Source organism: Bradyrhizobium sp. CCGUVB23 (genome assembly GCF_024199885.1).
GTDB lineage: Bacteria > Pseudomonadota > Alphaproteobacteria > Rhizobiales > Xanthobacteraceae > Bradyrhizobium.
In genome coordinates, this window is sequence record NZ_JANADQ010000001.1 from 734,901 (window position 1) to 755,017 (window position 20,117).

General features: G+C 60.0%; 19 protein-coding genes and 1 pseudogene. 9 read left to right on the forward strand and 11 right to left on the reverse strand.

The window, feature by feature from the left end; genetic code table 11:
- Positions 1–171: 171 nt before the first annotated feature.
- Positions 172–756 (forward strand): DNA ligase, encoded by a 585-nt coding sequence (locus NLN62_RS03195; RefSeq protein WP_254107339.1) that lies wholly within the window; start codon positions 172–174, stop codon positions 754–756.
- Positions 757–1,439: 683 nt separating this feature from the next.
- On the opposite strand, the gene NLN62_RS03200 is transcribed toward NLN62_RS03195, so the two are convergent.
- On the reverse strand, positions 1,440–1,898 hold the full coding sequence (locus NLN62_RS03200) for a MaoC/PaaZ C-terminal domain-containing protein (protein WP_198031931.1): 459 nt from the start codon (positions 1,896–1,898) through the stop codon (positions 1,440–1,442).
- Positions 1,899–2,171: 273 nt separating this feature from the next.
- On the opposite strand from NLN62_RS03200, the pseudogene NLN62_RS03205 reads away from it, so the two are divergent.
- Positions 2,172–3,517: pseudogene (locus NLN62_RS03205) on the forward strand (transposase).
- 28 nt (positions 3,518–3,545) lie between these two features.
- Here the strand turns inward: NLN62_RS03205 and NLN62_RS03210 are convergent.
- Positions 3,546–4,037 carry a hypothetical protein gene (locus tag NLN62_RS03210; RefSeq protein ID WP_254107342.1) on the reverse strand — a complete coding sequence of 164 codons (492 nt, stop codon included), beginning with the start codon at positions 4,035–4,037 and terminating at the stop codon, positions 3,546–3,548.
- 160 nt (positions 4,038–4,197) lie between these two features.
- Here NLN62_RS03210 and NLN62_RS03215 point away from each other — a divergent pair, with 160 nt between their 5' ends.
- On the forward strand, positions 4,198–5,760 hold the full coding sequence (locus tag NLN62_RS03215; protein WP_051390185.1) for an L-fuculokinase: 1,563 nt from the start codon (positions 4,198–4,200) through the stop codon (positions 5,758–5,760).
- Between the two features lie 9 nt (positions 5,761–5,769).
- Here NLN62_RS03215 and NLN62_RS03220 read toward each other — a convergent pair whose 3' ends face one another.
- From NLN62_RS03220 to NLN62_RS03230, 3 genes are all read right to left on the reverse strand, one after another.
- Complete coding sequence (locus tag NLN62_RS03220) at positions 5,770–6,792, reverse strand: carbohydrate kinase family protein (protein WP_027527516.1); 1,023 nt, start codon at positions 6,790–6,792, stop codon at positions 5,770–5,772.
- A complete protein-coding gene (locus NLN62_RS03225) occupies positions 6,793–7,803 on the reverse strand; it encodes a hypothetical protein (protein ID WP_254107345.1) in 1,011 nt (336 codons plus the stop codon).
- A gap of 80 nt (positions 7,804–7,883) precedes the next feature.
- Positions 7,884–8,990, reverse strand: a complete 1,107-nt coding sequence (locus tag NLN62_RS03230) for an ABC transporter ATP-binding protein (RefSeq protein WP_027527514.1) — start codon at positions 8,988–8,990, stop codon at positions 7,884–7,886.
- A gap of 356 nt (positions 8,991–9,346) precedes the next feature.
- On the opposite strand from NLN62_RS03230, the gene NLN62_RS03235 reads away from it, so the two are divergent.
- The 3 genes from NLN62_RS03235 (at position 9,347) to NLN62_RS03245 (ending at position 12,903) form a co-directional block, all read left to right on the forward strand.
- On the forward strand, positions 9,347–10,990 hold the full coding sequence (locus NLN62_RS03235; RefSeq protein WP_254107348.1) for an ABC transporter substrate-binding protein: 1,644 nt from the start codon (positions 9,347–9,349) through the stop codon (positions 10,988–10,990).
- A gap of 141 nt (positions 10,991–11,131) precedes the next feature.
- Positions 11,132–12,016: a carbohydrate ABC transporter permease gene (locus NLN62_RS03240; RefSeq protein ID WP_254107350.1), complete on the forward strand. Its 885-nt coding sequence runs from the start codon at positions 11,132–11,134 to the stop codon at positions 12,014–12,016.
- A 32-nt stretch (positions 12,017–12,048) separates the two neighbouring features.
- Positions 12,049–12,903, forward strand: a complete 855-nt coding sequence (locus NLN62_RS03245) for a carbohydrate ABC transporter permease (protein WP_035664785.1) — start codon at positions 12,049–12,051, stop codon at positions 12,901–12,903.
- A gap of 151 nt (positions 12,904–13,054) precedes the next feature.
- On the opposite strand, the gene NLN62_RS03250 is transcribed toward NLN62_RS03245, so the two are convergent.
- A complete protein-coding gene (locus NLN62_RS03250) occupies positions 13,055–14,608 on the reverse strand; it encodes a PAS domain S-box protein (RefSeq protein WP_254107352.1) in 1,554 nt (517 codons plus the stop codon).
- Between the two features lie 435 nt (positions 14,609–15,043).
- Positions 15,044–15,298 carry a protein-L-isoaspartate O-methyltransferase gene (locus tag NLN62_RS03255; protein WP_371932907.1) on the reverse strand — a complete coding sequence of 85 codons (255 nt, stop codon included), beginning with the start codon at positions 15,296–15,298 and terminating at the stop codon, positions 15,044–15,046.
- 97 nt (positions 15,299–15,395) lie between these two features.
- On the opposite strand from NLN62_RS03255, the gene NLN62_RS03260 reads away from it, so the two are divergent.
- Positions 15,396–15,638: a hypothetical protein gene (locus NLN62_RS03260; RefSeq protein ID WP_027527511.1), complete on the forward strand. Its 243-nt coding sequence runs from the start codon at positions 15,396–15,398 to the stop codon at positions 15,636–15,638.
- A 483-nt stretch (positions 15,639–16,121) separates the two neighbouring features.
- Positions 16,122–16,364 (forward strand): hypothetical protein, encoded by a 243-nt coding sequence (locus NLN62_RS03265; RefSeq protein WP_254107354.1) that lies wholly within the window; start codon positions 16,122–16,124, stop codon positions 16,362–16,364.
- Positions 16,365–16,505: 141 nt separating this feature from the next.
- Here NLN62_RS03265 and NLN62_RS52880 read toward each other — a convergent pair whose 3' ends face one another.
- The gene (locus NLN62_RS52880; RefSeq protein WP_256375336.1) at positions 16,506–16,640 is read right to left on the reverse strand and encodes a hypothetical protein; all 135 of its coding nucleotides are present in this window, start codon (positions 16,638–16,640) and stop codon (positions 16,506–16,508) included.
- Positions 16,641–16,790: 150 nt separating this feature from the next.
- On the opposite strand from NLN62_RS52880, the gene NLN62_RS03270 reads away from it, so the two are divergent.
- Positions 16,791–17,003, forward strand: a complete 213-nt coding sequence (locus NLN62_RS03270; protein WP_254107355.1) for a hypothetical protein — start codon at positions 16,791–16,793, stop codon at positions 17,001–17,003.
- Between the two features lie 350 nt (positions 17,004–17,353).
- On the opposite strand, the gene NLN62_RS53135 is transcribed toward NLN62_RS03270, so the two are convergent.
- The 3 genes from NLN62_RS53135 to NLN62_RS03285 all read right to left on the reverse strand — a co-directional run bounded on the left by NLN62_RS53135 (position 17,354) and on the right by NLN62_RS03285 (position 20,093).
- The gene (locus NLN62_RS53135) at positions 17,354–17,503 is read right to left on the reverse strand and encodes a YbdD/YjiX family protein (protein WP_305881688.1); all 150 of its coding nucleotides are present in this window, start codon (positions 17,501–17,503) and stop codon (positions 17,354–17,356) included.
- A 76-nt stretch (positions 17,504–17,579) separates the two neighbouring features.
- Positions 17,580–19,667 (reverse strand): carbon starvation CstA family protein, encoded by a 2,088-nt coding sequence (locus NLN62_RS03280; RefSeq protein ID WP_254107357.1) that lies wholly within the window; start codon positions 19,665–19,667, stop codon positions 17,580–17,582.
- Between the two features lie 168 nt (positions 19,668–19,835).
- Positions 19,836–20,093, reverse strand: a complete 258-nt coding sequence (locus tag NLN62_RS03285) for a hypothetical protein (RefSeq protein ID WP_156944821.1) — start codon at positions 20,091–20,093, stop codon at positions 19,836–19,838.
- Positions 20,094–20,117 lie beyond the last annotated feature (24 nt).

The window sequence follows — 20,117 nt, forward strand, 5'->3', positions numbered from 1 at the left end:
CAAAGGGGTCGCTAAAGAGCGGCCCCTTTCGATTCGTAAAATCCGCCGTCGATACCTATTTTCGGCCAATTCGTATGGCGTACGAGCTCTGCCTGACGACCGGCAAGCAGGTCCCCTCGGACTGGAATCACGAGGTGAAGTACGACGGCTACGGGATGTTGGTCATCCGGGATGACAAGCGCGTGCGTCCGCTGTCACCGCAACGGCGGCGACTGGACCAAGCGCTATCCGGCCGCACTGAACCGGCAAAAGCATTTCGTCATTGACGGCGAGGCCATGATCCTCGGTGTCGATGGCATCTCCGATTTCAACGCGCTGCACTTCCGCAAGCACGATCACGAAGTCCAGCTTTACGCGTTCGACAACGGCAGCGACTGGACCAAGCGCTATCCATGGATTGCAGAGGCCGCGCTGAAGAACCGGCAAACGCCATTCGTCATCGATGGCGAGGCTGTGGTGCTCGGTGTCAACGGAATCTCCGATTTCAATGCGTTCCACTCCCGCAAGCACGATCACGAAGTTCAGCTCTACGCCTTCGCCATTCTCGCCATGGGCGGTGACGACCTACGGGAGTTGCCGCTGCACTACAAGTCGAACCTGGAGCGGTTTCTGGCGAGGCGACCGGACGGGATCACTGTTGCACCCTTCGAGCGCGGCGAGATCGGGCCAGACCTATTCCGGGCGGCCTGCCGCATTGGGCTGGAAGGATTGGTCTCGAAGCACCGGGACAGGCCGGACGGTCGATGTATTGGGTGAAGGTCAAGAACCGCACCCACCCGGCGATGCACCGGGTGATGGACGCGGCGCCGGGCGAACGCGGCTTACGCCGCGATCGGTGATGAAGTTCAGTTGAGTGGCCGAGCGCGCCCTAGCCTCATATTGCGGGCGACAATCCTGTCATACACTTCGAGGGCTGCTGCAGTGGCTAACTCGACCATCTCTCGGCGATCTGATCTGCTTACTCGCGTAAGGTGATCGCGGATGACCCTGTCAAATTCGTCGTTGGTCACGCTCTGAGGCGGTGTTCGGCCCGTAAGCTGGTGAATAAGTTAAGTCGGTAGGCATCATTCGCGATTTCCATGCCCAATCTTCGAGTTTCATCATGTGCCCACCCAGTCGAAGTGTGGCACCGCGCCACCAAAAATGAGCTGATCATCGTCGATTGTCAAATGATGCCGCCTGCCCGGTGGACGTCTACACACAGCGACAGGTCCGGCGAGTCCTCTGGAATTGGCGGACGCGCGGGGTATGCGTGACCGCCTCTGTTGAGGATATCTGCTGCAAGAGAATCCGTGGTTGCAGTTGCAGGGCGGAGGCTCGCCAGAAAGTCCGCTATGCGATCAACTTCCGCATCGCAGCGAAATGACGCGATGGAGAAACGACATCAGCACGGCTAGAACCAGATTAGTGGGCACCACATGGCCCTAAGCAAATTCCGCCTACCCGCCCCGTGAGCGAGTGGCCAGCAACACAATGGCCTCGATTGATAGCACCACACCTTTTCGATCGTTGATCACTTCGACGCGGTTCTTGATGACGCCTCGTCCCGGCTTGCTCGATGGGCGCTTTTCAATAATTGTGATGCGTTCGTGCAACCGGTCACCTGCACGCACGGGTGCCGGAAATTTGACCTGCCAGTCAAAGCCCCCCAAGAAAGCCCACTTCCGATCCGGCTGGTTCACGACTTCGTGGAACAACCGATACATCAAGCTGATTGTGTAACCCCCGCTTGCGATCAGTCCACCGAACGGCGATTTGCTGGCGGCCTCTGCATCAACGTGAAAAGGCCACGGGTCGTATGCGCGATTATAGGCCAGCATTTCTTCTCGATCCACGAGGTGTTCCGTCGTCGTCCAACTATCTCCGACGTTCAGATCCTCGAAGTATATCACCTTCATGAGCATCCCCCATCTATTGGGTTTTCGAAGGCGGAAAGCGGCGAGGACGGTCGAAGACATTACGGTTAAATTCTCGTCGAGTGCAATCACAGAGGCCCTTTAGGATCGTAGCAACTGCCAGCAGCGAATGTCCGCGCCGGGTCATTCGCGAGCGGCTGAGCAAGCGGCAAGTCCGGCCATGGTCCGCTATGCGCCGATTCCGTTGAAAAAGGCGGCTGTTGCGACTCAGAGATACCGGTGATTCAGTCTGCTTAGTTGGCAGGACTGAAGATCATGATGGGGCATCGGCAAGTCGAACAGGCTGTGTTGTCCTATGAGTTCTCGCTCGAGAAGCATATTCCCGCCGACCACCTGCTTCGGTCGATCGACAGGTTTGTCGACCTCGAAGAGGTCCGGCTGGGCCTGGCGCCTTTCTACAGTAGCATCGGTCGGCCTTCGATCGATCCGGAGCTCATGATCCGGATGCTCCTGATCGGTTACTGCTGCGGCATCAGATCGGAGCGGCGCCTGTGCGATGAGGTCCACCTCAATTTGGCCTACCGGTGGTTCTGCCGGCTCGGCCTGGACGGTTCGGTGCCGGATCACTCGACTTTTTCCAAGAACAGGCATGGTCGCTTCCGGGAGAGCGATCTCTTCCGTCGAGTGTTCGAGAGCCTCTTGCGCCGCTGCATCGAGGAACGACTTGTCGGTGGTGAAGGATTTGCGGTCGATGCGAGCTTGATCAAGGCCGATGCCAATCGGCAGAAGGGGATCGAAGGCGACAAGGGTCTTCCACCGGAGGCCGCCGGCCGAGCGATCGATGAGTATCTGGCCGTCCTCGACGATGCCGCTTTCGGAGCAGCGACCGAGGTCACGCCGAAGTTCGTGTCGCCCTCCGACCCAGCGGCGCGCTGGACGGGAGCGCACGGCGGCCAAGCCTTCTTCGCCTACTCGACGAATTACCTGGTCGACGTCGAGAACGCGATCATCGTCGATGTCGAGGCAACCACGGCAATCCGACAGGCGGAGGTGTTGGCCGCCAAGCGCATGATTGAGCGCTCGCTCGACCGGTTCGATCTCTATCCGAGCCGGCTCCTCGGCGACAGCGGCTATGGCTCGGCCGAGATGCTCGGATGGTTGGTCTACGAGCACGGCATCGAGCCACACGTCACGGTGTTCGACAAGTCGGTCCGCACAGACGGGATATTCTCGCGCGAGGACTTCACCTATGACCACGCAGGTGACGTGTATCGCTGTCCTGGCGGCAAGGTACTCACCACGACCGGAGCGCTGGTGAACGATGGCGCCACGATGCTTTACATGGCCAGCAAGCGCGATTGCGATCGGTGCGCACTGAAGTCCCGGTGTTGCCCCAAGCAGCCCTCACGGAGGGTGCCGCGCTCAATCTATGAGGGCGCTCGCGACATGGCCCGCCAGATCGCAAGGTCGTGGGTACCTCGCGTCGGCTCCGCAAAAAGATCGAGATGCTGTTCGCGCACCTCAAGCGCATTCTCAAGCTCGACCGTCTACGTTTACGAGGTCCAAACGGTGCTCGTGATGAGTTCACCCTCGCAGCCACTGCCCAGAACCTTCGCAAGATGGCCAAGCTGATCCCGACGCAATCCCTCAAACCCGCATAACGGCCGTTGGGCCCCATCGGCGCTGGCGTCAATACATCAGGACTACTGCCGCCTTTTTCAACGGAATCGGCCGGAAGCAGAAGTGCGGGCGTTTGACCATGTACTTGGCGACGCTCGACTGCGCGACCTCAAACCCGAGCTTGAGCAGTTCGCCGTGTATGCGTGGCGCGTCCCAAAGCGGATTTTCGACGCTCCGGATCAAGACGCGCAGCTCCGTCTCGGCTGGCGGTCGCTCTCCCCGTGGGCGCCACTTCCAACGCCAGTAGCAGCGAAATCCGGCTCTGTGCCAACGCACAAGCGTCTCAGGCCGGATGATCGTGAGAACCTTCAGGATTGCTGGAAACCAGCGATACAGCCCGATAAAGAACCAGCGATCAAGGTTCGTCCGAAGGCGACTACGCCGCCTGCGTCTCAAGACAATCAACTGATGTCGCAGCACCGCGTTCTCAGCTTCAAGCCGCAACTTCGACCTGAATGGCGAGGCCAGGGCGGCCAGAGCGAAGCAGAACAGCCCGATCATCGCGCCAGCTTAGGCGATTCCAACGCGGTATCACACTCGGATGCGGTTTTCGGTACACACAACGGTCTGGACTCAAGACGTTTATGTGAGCCCGGAGTTGCTGGACAGGCGAGCTGAAAGCGTTCAGTCTTATCAACACCCTACCCGACCAGGCCTTGCCATGACATTGAAGCCAAAGCCGGTCACATCTACGGCGCCACTGATCGTGGGTATCGATGTCGGGACGCAGTCGATCCGCGCGATCGCCTTCGATCTGCGCGGCAGCGAGGTTGTCGCGACCCACCGCCCGACCCCGGCGCACATGATAGACGGCCGCAGCGGCGAATATGATCCGGACGCGCTCTTTGCCAGTGTGTGCGATTGCTTGTCGGAGGTCGGACGGCAGCTGCGGGACCGGCCTGTGGCTGGACTTGCCGTGGCGAGCGTCGGGGAAAGTTGCGTGCTGGTCGATGAACGCGGTCGCGCGCTCGCGCCTGCGCCTGTCTGGTTCGATGGCCGCAGCGAGATCGCCGCGAAGGCTCTTGCCGAGCAAATAGGCAAGGAACGCATCTTTGAGATCACCGGCCTACCGATCGATCCGACGCTGACGCTCTGCAAGCTCCTGTGGATGAAAGACCGCTGGCCCGAGGCGCTGAAGCGTGCAAGGCAGGTGCTCTGCATTGCCGACTGGATCGCCTTCCGCCTTTCGGGCGAGGCGGCGACCGACTTCACGCTTGCCTCGCGCACACTCTGTCTTGATCTGAAAGGAGGGCGCTGGGCCGAGGGGCTGGTCGCGGATGCGGGCATCGAGCCGACCTTGCTGCCACCTCTCAAGGCAAGTGGTTCTCCGCTTGGGCCCGTTCGTCGTGAAATCCTCGACCGGACCGGGCTTGCCGGAAAGCCGATCGTCGCGGTCGGCGGTCATGACCATCTCGTCGGCTCCTATGCGGCAGGTCTCACGCGCCCAGGCATGGTCCTCGACAGCCTCGGCACGGCTGAGGCCCTGCTCATGCTGACTGAACGCCCGTTGAAGGATCAGGAGATTGTGCGACGAGGCTATGTTCAGGGCGCGGTGGACGCACATCGGCCACTCTCCTATCTCGGCGGAACGATGAACAGTTCCGGTGGCGCCGTGGAGTGGCTGCGAGCTCTTCTCGGCGCTGTGTCCCATGAGATACTCATCGATGAGGCTCGCGCAGAACGGCCGGGCAGCGCGGGTGTCGTTTTCCTGCCGCATCTTGCGTATGCGCCGCCGCCCGCACCCGACATCGCTGCGCGCGGCGCCTTTATCGGGCTTGCCGCGAGCAGCGGCCGCGGCGTGGTTTACCGCGCGGTACTCGAGGGGATCGCCCTGCAGGTAGGCTGCGTGGTGGACGGGCTTGCGGCACTTCCCGGGGTGGGACGTCCGCGCGAGTATCGCCTGATCGGCGGCAGTTCGCGCAATCCGCTGCTCGTTGCGATCAAAGCAGCCGTATTCGGCGCTCCGATTGTCGTCATCGACCAGCCAGAGGCGACGGCCATGGGCGCGGCCCTCCTCGGTGGCATCGCGGCCGGGCTTTGGCCGGACCTGGATGCGGCACTCGCCGGCATCGAACGGGGCGAACATGTCGTTGAGCCGGATCCGGAGTGGATAGCTATCTATGCCGAGATTCGTCGGCGCGTATTCGATCCGCTGCAGAACGCGCTGAAGCCCTTCAACGAGGCGATCGCGGAATTGATGGCAAGGGCGCGCGAAACGGCCTGAGGTCCCTTCTCAGCCGATCTCCTCCCGCCAGCCCCAGCGATCGGCAAGCGCCAGGCACTCCCGCCAGTGCAGGACGCCGTCAGTCGTGCCAACCCTGCGCAGTGACGCAGCAGCCACAGCATGGGCGAGCGCCAGCGCTTCGGCAAGCGTCCAGCCCTCCAGAACGGCATAAAGAATGCCTGCGGCAAAGGCATCGCCAGCCCCGTTTGCGCCTTCAATCTCCTCGGCCGGTACACGTAACGAGGGCTTCGCGAGTACGTCGCCAGAGCGGGTGAGCGCAATTGCGCCAGCGGGGAAGTGGACGACGACGAGATCCATGGCTCCCGCCTCCAACACTTTGCGCGCCGCGTGGCGGCATGCAGCGATGTTTGTGCTGCCCTCGCTTTCCGTTGTCATACCGGCGAGCGCACCGATCTCCACATCGTTGATGATGAGAAAGTCGAGGAGCGGCAAGCAGGGCCGGACGAGGCGGGCAATCGTGTCCGGCGCAACAGAGGCGAGCTCCATGTTGGTACGGAGACCCGCGGCCCGCGCCTTCTTCAGGACAGCCACCCAGCCGTTCGGTTCGGCGGCGAAAGGCGCATCCATGCCGGGGTAGAGCCCCGGAAGACCGAGATGGAGGTGGGAAGCCCGGGTCCCCGAGAAGTCGAAGAGACCGGGCGTCAGCAGATCATTGGTACCAGGAAAGAAGAGGTGCGTGCGTCGCCCCGTCGCGCGCGATGCGAAGGCGTCAGTGTAGTTCGTGCGCCCGCCAGGGACAACGCGCAGGCTGCTACGCTCGATGCCGTGGGTATCGGCCTCGGCAAGAAGCAGCTGGCCATCCTCGTCGTCGCCTATGATGCCGATTGTTTCAACGAGGAAATCGGGATCCAACTTCTTAAGGTTGACGGCCATATTGCAGGCTGAGCCGCCGCCGTGCCGCTCCTCGGCAATGATCGTGGCAAGGCCGTCTTCCGATGGCCAATGGTCGACGAGCTTGTTATGGTCGCAGCACCAGCTGCCGGCTGTCACCACGCCTTTTTGCGCCGCCACTCAGCATGCTCCGGCTTTGAGGATGGGATCGGTGACTTCGTTGTCCTGATCGAGTGGTCGCCTTGCGCGAATGCCGGCTTTTGCGAGGACATCGTGATAGAGCCGCACCGCCTCGCTCGGCGAGGCCTCGCGCTCGATGACCCGGCGCATCAGGCGCACGATCTCCGTCGGCGATTCGGCATACCAGATCTTGCGTCCGAAGAGCGCGACCCGCGCGCCGTGGCGCTCTGCCTGTGCGACCAGCTCCATCGTGTCGCGCGTGGTCCCTGCCGCACCGCCGAGAATGCCGACGACGAGGTTCTGCGGGTCGAAGGAGGCGAGTTCTTCCATAGCGCTCGGTCCGTTATAGCTCATTTTCAGGAAGAGAGGCCGTTCGGCCAAAGCAACGCCGGCAAGAGCGCGAGCGATCGCATCGTTCACGTAGAAGCCGAGATCGACGCCGCCCGTGTCGATTGCGAAGGTGGGATTGAAGACTTCAAGGAAATGCCGCATTCCGACCGCTTCTGCCTCCTCCCGAAAGACGGCATAAGCTTCGAGGGTGGCAACGTCTCGGTCGATGTCGTTATAGAAGGTGACGGAATAAAGCCCGAGATCTGCGACAGTGCGCGCGTGCTTGAGCCGGGCCGTACGAAAGGGCCGGGCTTGCAGCGTTCTGTATGCGCCGCCGCGCAGGCTCCAGATGTCGGTGGTGTCATTCAGCCGCACGGCTGGCGTAACAGGGGTATCGGCATAGGTGCCATTCGCGCGCAGCGCCTCCGCCGATGAAACGGAAGTCAGCATGATGTCGACGAGACCCGATCTGACCATGTCGCGCATGCCGGCACGGTAGTCGGCAAGGGTGCACATGCGGTCCGTCGGCTGATTGTCTTGATCATAGACCGGCCCCGGCGCACCCGCGCCGAAGCCCATATCACCGTCCTTAGCATCCGCGATGATGAAATCGGACGGCACATATTGCCCCGCACGGATCTGGGCGAGCTTGCGGTCCAGTGTCTTCTCAGTCACGGGCATGGATCGCTTTCTCCTTCTTTGTCGGTTTGATTGTGTTGAGCGTTGTGAGTGGAAGCGGCGGATCCGTAGACTTCTATCGCTCAGCCGGGAAGACCACACAGGAGCCGGTCGGCAGGCCTGTCGAACAGGTACATGTGCTCCGGGCGCATGACCAGGTACACCTTGTCGCCTTCGCGCCAGGAGATCTTTCCGGTCACGAGCACGTTGAGAACCTGCTGCGAGGGCAGCCGCGTTCTCACCAGAATGGTGTGGCCGAGCGGCTCGACGGTATCGACGGTTGCGTCCAGATTATAGACTCCGTCGCTGGCCGGGCGGTCGGAAAGCGAGACGTGTTCTGGTCGTATGCCCAGCAGGAGGTCGCGGGCGCTTGATCGCTGCGTTGCAGCGAATAGCCGACCGGCAAGCTCAACCGTCGCACTCAGCGTTGTGAGCGTTATCCCGTTGCCGTTTGCGACCGCCTCGAGGAAATTCATGGGCGGACTGCCGATGAAGCCAGCCACGTAAGAATTTGCCGGCTGCTCGTAGAGCTCCATCGGCGTTCCGACCTGCTGCAGCTTGCCGCCGCGCATCACAACGATCCGATCACCCATGCTCAATGCTTCGACCTGATCATGGGTGACATAGAAGGTCGTGATGCCGAGACGCTCCTGCAACTTGATGATTTCGGCGCGCATCTCCATGCGCAGGGCCGCATCCAGATTCGAGAGCGGTTCATCCATCAGGAATACCCTCGGCTCGCGCATGATGGCGCGACCGAGTGCCACGCGCTGGCGCTGCCCGCCGGAAAGTTCCCTGGGACGACGTTCGAGAAGCTCCTGGATGCCGAGCAGGCGCGAGACATCCTTCACTCGGGTCTCGATCTCCGTTTTCGGCACCTTGCGAAGCTGCAGTCCGAAAGCGAGGTTGGAGAAGACGTTGAGATGCGGGAAAAGCGCGTAATTCTGGAAGACCATGGCGACGTCCCGATCGCGCGGAAGCTGATCGGTAACGTCCCTATCATCGAACAGGATATGCCCCTCGCTGACGGCTTCGAGGCCGGCGATCATGCGCATGGTGGACGTCTTTCCGCATCCGGAAGGCCCGACAAGGACGATAAACTCACCATCCGAGGTGCCGAGCGAGAAATCCTCCACCGCGGAGATGTCGCCGAAGCGCTTCGATACGCGTCTGAGCTCCACCCTTGCCATTGTTCCCCGTGTGCCTTTCTGCAGGGCGGTCGGAGGCCGCGGGAGCACATTAGAACCGGCTGTTGAGACGATTTGATACACATAGCCGCCGCGACTGTCCATGACGCTCTCCCGCGCAAGGAAAGCCTCGTTACTGCGCCACTTTCCCGTGTTGACCCCTCCGGGATGCCGGGACTAAATTGAATGCCGAAGGTTGCGCTCCGGTCGTCTCGCTTACGACCGCCTGACCCTTTGCGTTGATCGCGGATCGGAGGTCTTGGCCAAGTCTTCATTTCCATTTTTTGCCAGCAGCATAAGACCCGCGTCCGCGCCTTGGATCGCATGTTTGACGCCCGCAATGGCAAGAGGAGGAGAAAATGCCGAGTGGAGGAGACGTCGAGAAGCTTGAACATCTAGTTCATGGGTATTTGAAAGGAAAAATCGGCCGACGCGAGTTCGTCCTGGGTGGATTGCAGCTTGGCCTTTCGCTTGCGGTGCTGACAAGGCTGACAGCCCCGGCGCGGGCGGCGAACCTGGTGGAGTCGGCGCCCGAGGTGCCATATGAGTCGCCGATCACGAAGGAGCGTATCGATTTCCTCAAAACCAAGCCCTTCAAAGGGACGACCATCAATGTGATGGTGCTCAAAGCGACGGTAGGCGACGGCCTGAAATATCACGTGCCGCACTGGGAGGAGGAAACCGGCGGCAAGGTAAATGTCGCTGAAGTGCCGATCGAGACGCTTCACCAGCAGATTTTCTCGGATCTTGCGAGCGGCCTTGGCCGCTATGACACCTATATGACCGGCGCGTGGTTCTATGGCGACTTCTTCGTACCTGAGACACCGTATATCATCGAGATCGACAGCTTCCTGGCCGATCCGCGTTATCCATATTGGGATCCCGACCATTGGTTGCCGTCCATGCGCAAGCTCTATGAATGGAACGGCAAGCTCTACGGCGTGCTCTTCGATGGGGACGCGCAGGCGCTGTACTTCCGCAAGGATATTTTCGCCGACGGCCAGAACAACGAAAAGTTCAAGGCCAAGTACGGTTATGAGCTACCGAGCCCGCCCAAGACGATGAAGGAGTTGCACGACGCCGCCGAATTCTTCACCGGCTGGGACTGGAACAAGGATGGCGGCAATGACTGGGGCCTGGCGCTACACGCCAAGGTAAACGAGCAGGGATTTTTTCATTTCCTGTCCCTGTCGGCACCATATGTCATCTCGCCTGACAACAAGTATTATTTCTTCAATCCGCAGAACATGAAGCCCCTCATCAATTCGGAAGGGCACCTCAGAGCGCTAGAGGATTACATCAAGCTTGCCGGCGCCGGTCCGCGTGAAGAGATAAGCTGGACACTTGGGCAGGGTTGGAATCTTTTCCTCGCCGGTCATTCGGCGATGGAGCCGACCTGGGGTGACCTGCCGACGCTTGCCCAGGATCCCAAGACATCGAAGGTGAAAGGCAAGGTAGGTGCGGCCGGTATCCCCGGCACGACCGAGGCCTTCAACCCGATCACCGGTCAATGGAAAAAATACGAGTTCAACCAGGTCGGCAACTCCAATGGCGGCTCTTGGCATTGCGTCATCTCCCGCAATTCCAAGAAGCGCGAGGCGACCTACGATTTCCTGGCCTTTATGGCCAACAAGAAGAATGCCTTCTTCAATTCCGCAAACGGCTGGACCGGCGTGCAGCCGGGCATGAAGTTCGAGTATCTGCCACCTGTTGGTACCGCGAGTCTGGACGAGTTCAAGGCGCAGAACTGGGATCCCGATGACGTCGTCGAATATCTGAAGGGCTACTATTCGGTCCTGAGCGCGCCGGTGCAGGAGGAATATCTGCGCATTCCGGGAACAGCCGAATATTGGCACGAGCTCGATGTCAACATCTCGGCGGTCCTGGGTGGCCAGATGCAGCCGAAGGCGGCACTCGATGCTACTGCTGCTGCCTGGGAGAAGATTACGGAGCGCTACGGACGCGAAAAGCAGAAGGCGCTCTACCAGGCCTCGTTCGCGTGATAGATACCGTCGGAAGCCGCTGCCGGCTACCGTGAGGAGTCAGATTTCGCGGCGCCGCTCGCGCCGACCCGGAAACGCGGCGCGCCGCTGATCCTTTGCGCACCGGAGAGCGCGGGCTACGTTCGGCGACTGGGGCATTCGATGAAAGCGATGCATGGAAGGCCGGCCGAGTACGGCGCGGTCTTCAAATATGTTCTTCTCCTCCCTGCAGTGCTGTGGGTCGTCGCGTTCACGTTCGCGCCGCTCATATTCGTCATCCGCTACAGCTTCGCGAATTATGTGCTCGGGATGGGGATCACCGGCTATATCGGCTTGCAGAACTATGCCGACGTGCTCGCCTCTGACCGCTTCTGGCATAGCATCATCGTCACCGCCATTTACGTAGCGGTCTCGGTGCCGGTCGAAGTTGTCCTAGGCTTTATTGCAGCATGGCTGGTCAATCTCGGTGCGCCCTGGGCGCGCGGCTTTCGTACCATCATTGGCATGCCTCTCTTCACGATGGAGGTGGCCATCGGCTATCTCGGCGTGACGCTTTTCAGTTCCCAGGGGGGACTGGTCACGGCCGTGCTGGAACTCGCGGGCATCGAAGTACCCTGGCTTTCGACGCCATCCGGCGGAATTGCTGCGGCTATACTGCTCGATATCTGGCGCTGGACATCCTTCGTGTTCATCATCGTGCTGGCGGGGCTGAGCAGCATTTCGAGCGATCTCTATGATGCCGCGATCCTCGATGCCCGGAATCATTGGCAGGTCATGTGGCGACTCGGGATCCCGCTTGCATGGCCGGTGACGACGATCGCCATCCTGCTTCGGATCATCGAAGGCCTGAAGGTGTTCGCGATCCCCTATGCGCTGACCACGGGCGGTCCGGGCACGAGCACGGAGGTCTTCAGTGCGATGGACTATCTGACCACAGTCCAGTTTTTCAACTTCGGCCAAGGCTCGGCGATGGGCATCATCTTCCTCATCATGGTGGCGGCACTCATCACTGTGTTCTTCAAACAAATGCGCAAGCGGCTAGGCTGAAAGGCAATGAGTTTCCCACGGAGGGCAAGAGCATGACCAAAATTCTGTGGCTCAGGGCAAGCCTGATTTCCAAGGTGGTCGTCTATACGCTTCTGGCGCTTGCGGCCGTAATCACGCTGCTGCCCTTCCTGTGGGCTTCTATCAACTCAATCAAAACGAGCACCGCAACCTTCGAGCCCCATGCCTTCATTCCTTTCCTCAATTTTGAGCCGACACTCGATTCCTGGCGCAATGTCCTTTCCGACCCGCAGGCAATCAATGCCTTCATCAGCAGTGTCGTTGTTAGCGTCGGCACTACCGTCTTTGCCCTGATCCTCGGCGTACCGGCCGCCTATGCGCTTGCCCGCTTTCAGTTTCCGATTCGGTCGGGCGACATTGCACTATGGTTCCTCTCGCAGCGCGTGCTGCCGCCCGCTGTGGTGCTCGTACCGTTCTACCTGCTCATGGTCTCTCTCAGGCTGGTAGATACGTGGATCGGGCTGATCCTCTGCTATTCCGCCTTCAATCTCGCCTTCGCCGTCGTCATCATGCGTGACATATTCCGCGACGTCAGCACCGAGATCGAGGACGCGGCAAAGGTCGAAGGCGCCACGCCCTGGCAGATATTCTGGAAAATCTCGCTGCCACTTTCCGTGGACGGCCTTATCGTTACCGCCGTGCTGGTTTTTGCCTTCACATGGAACGAAGCGCTTTTTGCGTCGGCGCTCACGTCTCAAAGCGCGACGACCTTCTCGGCGCTGGTGCTTGCCTCGCGTTCGACCCGGGGCGTCGATTTCAACATAGCGGCAGTCAATACGCTGATCGGAATCGTTCCACCGGTGATCCTCTATTTCTTTGTGCAACGCTATCTCGCGCGCGGTCTTTCTTTCGGCGCTGTCAAAGGCTGAGCTGGATTGACAGTACTGGGCGCTGACTTGGATCAAATGGCCCATTAACGGTCGATCATTTTTCAAGAGTCCGCTTTGCGCCCAACAGCGGGCATCCCACGTGGCCGAGGATACATTTGAGGCTGTCGGCGCCGGTCGGCGGAGCCCCCCGTCAAGACATGCGACGTGGATCACCCTGTCCCGCGGGAAGATTGAACTGAAACACCGCGCCCCGTGGCTCGTTCGCGCCGGCCCAAAGCCCTCCTCCATGCGCTTCGATGATCGAATGGCAGATAGACAGGCCCATGCCGATCCCCTCCGGCTTGGTGGTGTAGAAGGGCTCGAACAAGCGGTCGACCATTGCCGCGTCGAGTCCAGGACCGTTGTCTCGCACGGTGACAACAACGACATTTGAGGCATCTGCGGCCGTGCTGATCCGCAGCTCCCGTCCCCCCTGCTCGTGGCCGTTCATTGCCTCGATCGCGTTGAGGATCAGATTGAGAACAACCTGTTGCAGCTGGACGCGATAGCCCTCCACGAGCGGCAAGCCCGGCGCGAGGTCGGTCTGGAGCAAGACACCGTGTTTAATCAGTTCGCTCCGGACTATCGTGATCACGTCCAGGATGACACCGTTGACATCGAGGCTCCCTTTCGGCGCCGGCGTCTTCTTGATGAGGGAACGGATCCAGCCGATGATCTCGCCGCCCCGCTTGGCATCCGCGACAATGGATGCGAGCGCCCGCCGCGCTTTTTCGAGATTCGGAGCTTGCGATCCTAGCCAGTTCAGTGCGGCCTCGGCGTTACAGAGCATCGCGGTAATGGGTTGGCTCAATTCGTGTGTCACCGAAGCCGTGACCTGTCCCATGGCCGCCGCGCGATTGGCGTGTGTCAGTTCCGCCTGCATCTCCCGGAAGGTCTCGGCGGCTCTTTTACGCTCGGTGATGTCACGGCTCAGACAAATGATCTGTCGCTGGCCGCCTTCACAGAATTCTCGCATGCGGACTTCAACGGGAAACACGGTGCCGTCCGTTCGGCGATAGCGGCTCTCAAGCGTAGCGATGCCGCCGGCCTTGAGGCGCTCGCGGTTGACCCGCCAGCTCGCTTCATCCATATCCAGATTGAAGAAGAACGGAACAGCCCCAATCAGTTCGTCCCGGCTGTAGCCCAGGCTTTCGCAAGCATTTCGGTTCACGTCGAGAACACGACCGTCTTCATCATGGAGCATGAACGTGTCTGTCGCGTGGTCCACGAAGGTCCGGTAACGGGCCTCGCTCTCGCGCAGCGCCTGTTCGGCGCGCTTGCGCTCCGTGATGTAGCGCCCGACACCGCGGTAGCCCATGAAGCGCCCCGTCTCGTCAAACACGGGCAGCCCGGAGACGGACGTGTAGCGCTTGCCGCCATCGGGAGTCGGCCGCGCGTGCTCGAAATCACGGAATGGAAGGTGGGCATCCAGCGTCTTCCGGTGCTTGCGCCAGCCCTCTGCATCAGGCTCCAGATAAGACACTTCCCACCGCGTCCTGCCAATCTCGGCGACCGGCGGCTGGGAAAGCGTCTCAGCGAACTCCTGGCGAATGAAGCGATGATGCGCGTCGGTTTCCCAGTACACATCGAACGAGAATTGCACCAAGGTGCGAAAGCGCTCCTCGCTCTCACGTAGCGCCTCCTCGGGGTGCTTGCGCTCATTTAAATCCACCGCGGCCGACGGCACTTGAACCGGATGTTGCATAATCGACTCTTGCTGAAGAGCGATAGATCAAATCGACTTGTTTCTCGCGCCGGGTAGCGCGGTTGTCCCCCGGCCCGGAGCGGCAAGCGCCAGCGATCGTTGACGGTGCACGGGGGGTCGAACCCGGCCTCACGGTGGCCAATGATTGATCAGGAATTATGTCTTGTGACGACTATACTTATGTATACGAGGACTTCTCGACCGCCATATACCGCCATATTGAGGTGACGAGTCGGCCCGGCGGGCGGCAAACAACGCGAGCTGAACCCTGGTTCCATCGTCTGCGCGTGAGGCGGACCCGTTCTTCTTGTGCAGCAGGCGCTCGACCAATGTCCGCCGCGCGCCAAAAGCTGCTGCTCTCCAAAGTGCATTCCCGCAAGGCTTTGGTCATCTGGCCCACAAGCGCGTGCTCCAGAACTGAACGTTGATTGGCTTTCAATCTTTTGAACGCGTAAAGGGCACAAAGCGCACAAGGCCGACGGCGCGCTTGGCCGTCTCGCCAGGGCCAGTCTTTTCGACCACAGTGAGGGTCTGGGTCGTGTAAGCTGAGCCCACCGGCATCACCAGTCGGCCCCCCACTTTGAGCTGCTCAATCAGTGACGGCGGCACCTCGCCGAGCGCTGCGGTCACGACGATCGCGTCAAAAGGACCGCATTCCGGCCAGGTGCTGCGAGACGCTCGATCCTTCAAATCTGAGGGTGTTCCTAACCGCCACAGTGAGTCTTCTGGGATCGACGCTGGACGGTCGCCGCGATTTCACGAATCATCCGATGAGCCATCGCCCTTTGTGGATATCGAACTTCACCAAGCCTCAGTCTCGAATTTTCAACAAGAGGGCTTGGCAAACTTCTTCATTCACGACATTGGCGCGTTTCATGACCTCGCACGTTTTGAGCGGCTTCTCGCGAGGCGCCCTCAGGATATTTTCTCGATCATTCAGAACGACCAGACTCCTACCGTCAGCAAGCGCGCTAAATTACTGAGAATACGAAAGCTGATCTTCCGTAACGACTCGCTCGATATTCTCTGACTTGCACTTGATGCGGTATCTAAGACGTCCGTCTGCCTCGATGGGCATAAGTTGAACGATGGTGTAAATCATTTGTGGATCAGTTGCGGCACGTCCTTGTGGACCTTGGGGCTGGTGGCGAACGTCTTCATTCAGCTTATAGGCATATGACATGTGTCTACCTCTAAAAGTCGCAGCTGCTCTAGCGTGGACCATACCGTGATGCAATGCATCCGATTGCCCTCTGGCCCAGCGTCGTGAAAGCAAGAGCGGACGCTGCGGCTGCGCGACTGGTGGTCTAACGAGCTTAGCAGTGCGTCAGTAAGGTTGACCTAATACCTCGAGAAATATGCTTTAGGTGTCCGTGGTCGCATTTGACGGAGGCGGGACGAGTTAAGCAAGCACGCCTTGAGCCAATCGCCCGCTACCACTTCCCGAGCACGCGTTGTTGCGATTTGGTCTCGGCAGGTGGATGCTGTCGGCGCGGGCACAATGGAGGGCAGCATGAGCAAGGCAACTCTCGACAATCGCCACCGCAACACGGACGGACAAATCAGCGCCAAACACGGAAACACCCTCATTCGCACGTTGCGCAAGGTGTACGGCCAGAGTTTCGCGGCTGGCTTTCCTGACACCGAGAAGCTCAGCGAGGTTCTACTTAAGCTGAACGAGACATCGTTGAGCCAGCTCCGCCGTGATCATGAGACCGGCCACTTGGAGCACAAAATCACCAAAGCCTCGAAGTAAGGCCGCCGGCCCCGCGGCGGTGCGTCTAGGAGCTGGGGCGACCAACCTGCTGCAACAGCTATCGTGTACAGTCCGCACGGCAGCGCCGCTGGTGCGGACGAGACCAGGCGGCCTTCCGGACAAGGCATCAGACGACGCTAGCTATTTCTTTTTGCCGGAAGCCAAGGTCGGCTGCCATGCCGAGGCCTTTTGGCTTAGCGCGGCGGCAATGACCTTGATCTTCTCTTTTTTAGGCTTCTTGGCCTCCCGATTCCCTCTCTGCTGGCGGTTAGCCATGTCGAACTCCTTGGGTTTGAAGGTGACACAGGAATTAGATCCAAACCGGGCTAACGCCGTATCACAAGTTTCATTCGGCCCGGAGAGGCGATGTGCGTTTGGTGAGTAGCCTTGCCCTTGCCACCGACGACACGATCGAGCCCTTCCGTAGTGAGCTCAGCCTCGGCCTTGTCAGTTCTCGAGCGGGCCAAGCGCCAGGGCAAGAAGTTTGGGCGTCCGGAGCGTCTTGATGACGGCCATAAGCGCAAGATCGCCGAGTTCTATGCTGCCGGGAAGACGATCCCCGAGCTTGCCGAGGAATATGGCTGTGGCGTCGGCACCATCTGGAGGGCGCTTCAACCCGAAACCAGCCAAGCGGCGTAAGCAGAGGGGTAAATAGCGGCTCAACTGATCACGTCGAAGCGATTCTAACCGATGTGGCAACGGGGGACACTATGGGAAAAGCGGCAAGAAACGAGCGGCAGAAACTCAATGCGACGTTTCTGAACAACTTGGCGGCGGCTTTTGCAGTGGCGGGATTCGTCGCGCCCTACTTTTATGTGATGAACACAAAAGAACTGCGCGAGATGCCGATTTTAGAGCTGCTAGCTAATCAAGGTTTCTGGCCGTCCCTAAAGCTATTGATCATCACACTAATCTTCACTTTTGGCCTGCGCGTTTGGGCCCTCAGCTATCTGGCCGCTTGCAGTCAGCTGCAGAGCCAGGATTGGCTTTCAGCAGCAGCCTCTAAAGCGACCTTTCCCGACGGCATAGCGCGCCTGCTGGCGTTCGCGGAAGAACTCCACATACGTCATGATTGGCTGGTCCGGATGCTTCGCCTGCCGATGCGCGACGTATGTCTCGTAATCGGGAACGCCGATCATCAGACGCGCAGTGCGCGTGCTCCAATAACGGGCGGCCCGGACCGCGCTGGCGGATTGCTCGAACAAGTCGTGCAGGTCAGGCATGGCCACCTCCCGCGGTTACTCCAGCGAGCCCAATCTCCGATGCGGTCGGCTGCGGATTGCCCAGCGCTCGCCGGATATTGATCAGGCCATAGATTACTGTCGCAACGACCACCAGCACGAACACAGCTGCCAGCGTTGCATCGATGTAGTCGTTGAAGACGATCCGGCTCATCTCGCCAAGCGTCTTTGCAGGTGCCAACAACTGACCCGCTGCGATCGCATCGCCGTATTTGAGTGCGTGGCCGATGAACCCCACATTTGGATCGGGGCTGAGCACCTTCTCGAGCCCCGCGGTAGTCGTGCAGACCACGAGCCACGTGGCGGGCACAATCGTGACCCACGCAAACCGCTCGCGTTTCATCTTGAATAGGACGACGGTGCACACCGTCAACGCGATTGCCGCCAGCATCTGGTTGGCGGTCCCGAACAGAGGCCATAGCGTCCAGATACCCCCCAATGGATCGATCACTCCAACGTAGAGAAAGTAGCCCCAGAGTGCGCAGGAAAGCGCCGAACCGATAATATTGTTGGTCCAGGACGAAGTCTCCTTGAAGGCTGGAACAACGTTGCCGATGAGATCCTGAATCATGAACCGGAGCACGCGCGTTCCGGCATCGACTGTCGTGAGGATGAACAGGGCCTCGAAGAGAATTGCGAAGTGGTACCAGATGCCCATCAGGGTACGGCCGCCAAGGAACGACGACAGGATTTGGGCCATGCCGACGGCGAGCGTTGGTGCGCCGCCGGTGCGCGACATGATCGAGGTCTCTCCGACGTCCTTTGCCACCTGGGTGATATCATCCGGGGTTACCGTGAACCCCCATGCCGAGATTACCTGTGCCGCTTGCTCGGCCGTAGTGCCGATCAGTCCCGCTGAACTGTTCATCGCAAAATAGACGCCTGGATGGATGATACTGGCGCCGATCATAGCCATTATGGCGACGAAGGATTCCATCAGCATTGCGCCGTAGCCGATGAATGCGATCTGTGTTTCGTTCTCGATCATCTTCGGCGTCGTCCCCGACGAAATGAGTGAATGCCATCCTGAAACTGCGCCGCAGGCGATGGTAATGAACAGGAACGGGAACAGGCTGCCAGCCCAAACTGGTCCGCTGCCGTCGATGAACTTGGTGACGGCCGGCATCTGGAGATCGGGACGAACGATGATGATGCCAATGGCGAGCAGCGCGATGGTGCCGACCTTAAGGAATGTCGAAAGGTAATCGCGCGGAGCCAGAAGCAGCCAGACCGGCAGCACGGATGCGACGAAGCCGTATCCGATGATGATCAGCGCGAGGGTCTCCCCGCTCAGATCGAAATACGCGGCGAGCGAAGGCGTCTCGGACACGGTCTTGCCATAGATCAGCGCCGCGAGAAGCAATATGCAGCCGAGTAGCGACATTTCGCCGACCCTGCCCGGGCGGATAAACCGACTGTAGACCCCCATCAGAAGCGCGATCGGAATCGAGCAGAACACCGCGAAAGTTCCCCACGGACTGCCGATCAGAGCCTTATCGACAACGAGAGCGAGGACCGCAAGTACGATGACGCAGATCAGGAGAATGCCGACACCGGCGATGGTGCCAGCCACCGGTCCCATCTCGGCGCGCACGATGTCGCCGAGCGAACGACCATCGCGCCGCGTCGATAGAAACAGCACGGTCATGTCCTGGACCGCACCGCCAAACACCGCGCCGGCGAGGATCCAGAGCGTGCCCGGCAGATAGCCCATTTGCGCGGCAAGCACTGGACCAACCAGTGGACCCGCGCCGGCGATCGCCGCGAAATGATGGCCGTAGAGCACGTACTGATTGGTCGGGACGTAATCGAGACCGTCATTGTGGCGAGCGGCAGGCGTCTGCCGCGTACCGTCGACCCCGAGCGCGCGGTTGGCGACGAACAACCCATAAAACCGATAGGCGATAAGATAGATGCAAGTCGCGGCGACGACCAACCACGCGGCGTTGACCGCTTCACCACGATTGAGCGCCACGATCGCAAATGCCACGGCACCCAGAAGAGCAACCGCGATCCATAAAAGCTTCACCTGCGGCGCACTTGTGTTGTTGAATGTACTCATGGATGTCCTCCGCACTACAGGAGCCCAAACAAGAGTTTGGTGCTTTTCACTTCTTCTTTGCGCTGCAGGCTCCCTTTGCTGAAAGGTGCCTGCGCCCCGATAGCTCGGCGAGCACTCAGCTCTCTCTATCCACGACTGCTTCGCGCTCCGCGCTTCGTGGGATTACGGCTACTGCGGCTGATATCCTTCAATGCGCGTTAGCAGTTGTTCTTCCAGCCGAGCCCGGCGCTGCTCGAACTGCTCAACCTCCGCCTCGTGACCAACGTCCGCCTTGCAGCTCTCAAGGAGGTCGATGACGTGGCGGTACTGGTGACAAAGCGCATCGAAGCTTTCGTCCATCGCCACTAACCGGCGGACGGTTTCTTCATTCTCGGAGAACCTTGCCAGCAACGGCCGGATGCACTCCACGACTTCATTTGTTGCCATGGGCTCCTCCCGTGTTCCGTCCGA

Excerpts from the sequence above, each read along its gene's own strand:
- NLN62_RS03195 (WP_254107339.1), top strand. The coding sequence starts at position 172 with ATGACAAGCGCGTGCGTCCGCTGTCACCGCAACGGCGGCGACTGGACC.
- NLN62_RS03200 (WP_198031931.1), bottom strand. The coding sequence starts at position 1,898 with ATGAAGGTGATATACTTCGAGGATCTGAACGTCGGAGATAGTTGGACG.
- NLN62_RS03210 (WP_254107342.1), bottom strand. The coding sequence starts at position 4,037 with ATGATCGGGCTGTTCTGCTTCGCTCTGGCCGCCCTGGCCTCGCCATTC.
- NLN62_RS03215 (WP_051390185.1), top strand. The coding sequence starts at position 4,198 with ATGACATTGAAGCCAAAGCCGGTCACATCTACGGCGCCACTGATCGTG.
- NLN62_RS03225 (WP_254107345.1), bottom strand. The coding sequence starts at position 7,803 with ATGCCCGTGACTGAGAAGACACTGGACCGCAAGCTCGCCCAGATCCGT.
- NLN62_RS03230 (WP_027527514.1), bottom strand. The coding sequence starts at position 8,990 with ATGGCAAGGGTGGAGCTCAGACGCGTATCGAAGCGCTTCGGCGACATC.
- NLN62_RS03235 (WP_254107348.1), top strand. The coding sequence starts at position 9,347 with ATGCCGAGTGGAGGAGACGTCGAGAAGCTTGAACATCTAGTTCATGGG.
- NLN62_RS03240 (WP_254107350.1), top strand. The coding sequence starts at position 11,132 with ATGAAAGCGATGCATGGAAGGCCGGCCGAGTACGGCGCGGTCTTCAAA.
- NLN62_RS03245 (WP_035664785.1), top strand. The coding sequence starts at position 12,049 with ATGACCAAAATTCTGTGGCTCAGGGCAAGCCTGATTTCCAAGGTGGTC.
- NLN62_RS03250 (WP_254107352.1), bottom strand. The coding sequence starts at position 14,608 with ATGCAACATCCGGTTCAAGTGCCGTCGGCCGCGGTGGATTTAAATGAG.
- NLN62_RS03265 (WP_254107354.1), top strand. The coding sequence starts at position 16,122 with ATGAGCAAGGCAACTCTCGACAATCGCCACCGCAACACGGACGGACAA.
- NLN62_RS52880 (WP_256375336.1), bottom strand. The coding sequence starts at position 16,640 with ATGGCTAACCGCCAGCAGAGAGGGAATCGGGAGGCCAAGAAGCCTAAA.
- NLN62_RS53135 (WP_305881688.1), bottom strand. The coding sequence starts at position 17,503 with ATGATCGGCGTTCCCGATTACGAGACATACGTCGCGCATCGGCAGGCG.
- NLN62_RS03280 (WP_254107357.1), bottom strand. The coding sequence starts at position 19,667 with ATGAGTACATTCAACAACACAAGTGCGCCGCAGGTGAAGCTTTTATGG.
- NLN62_RS03285 (WP_156944821.1), bottom strand. The coding sequence starts at position 20,093 with ATGGCAACAAATGAAGTCGTGGAGTGCATCCGGCCGTTGCTGGCAAGG.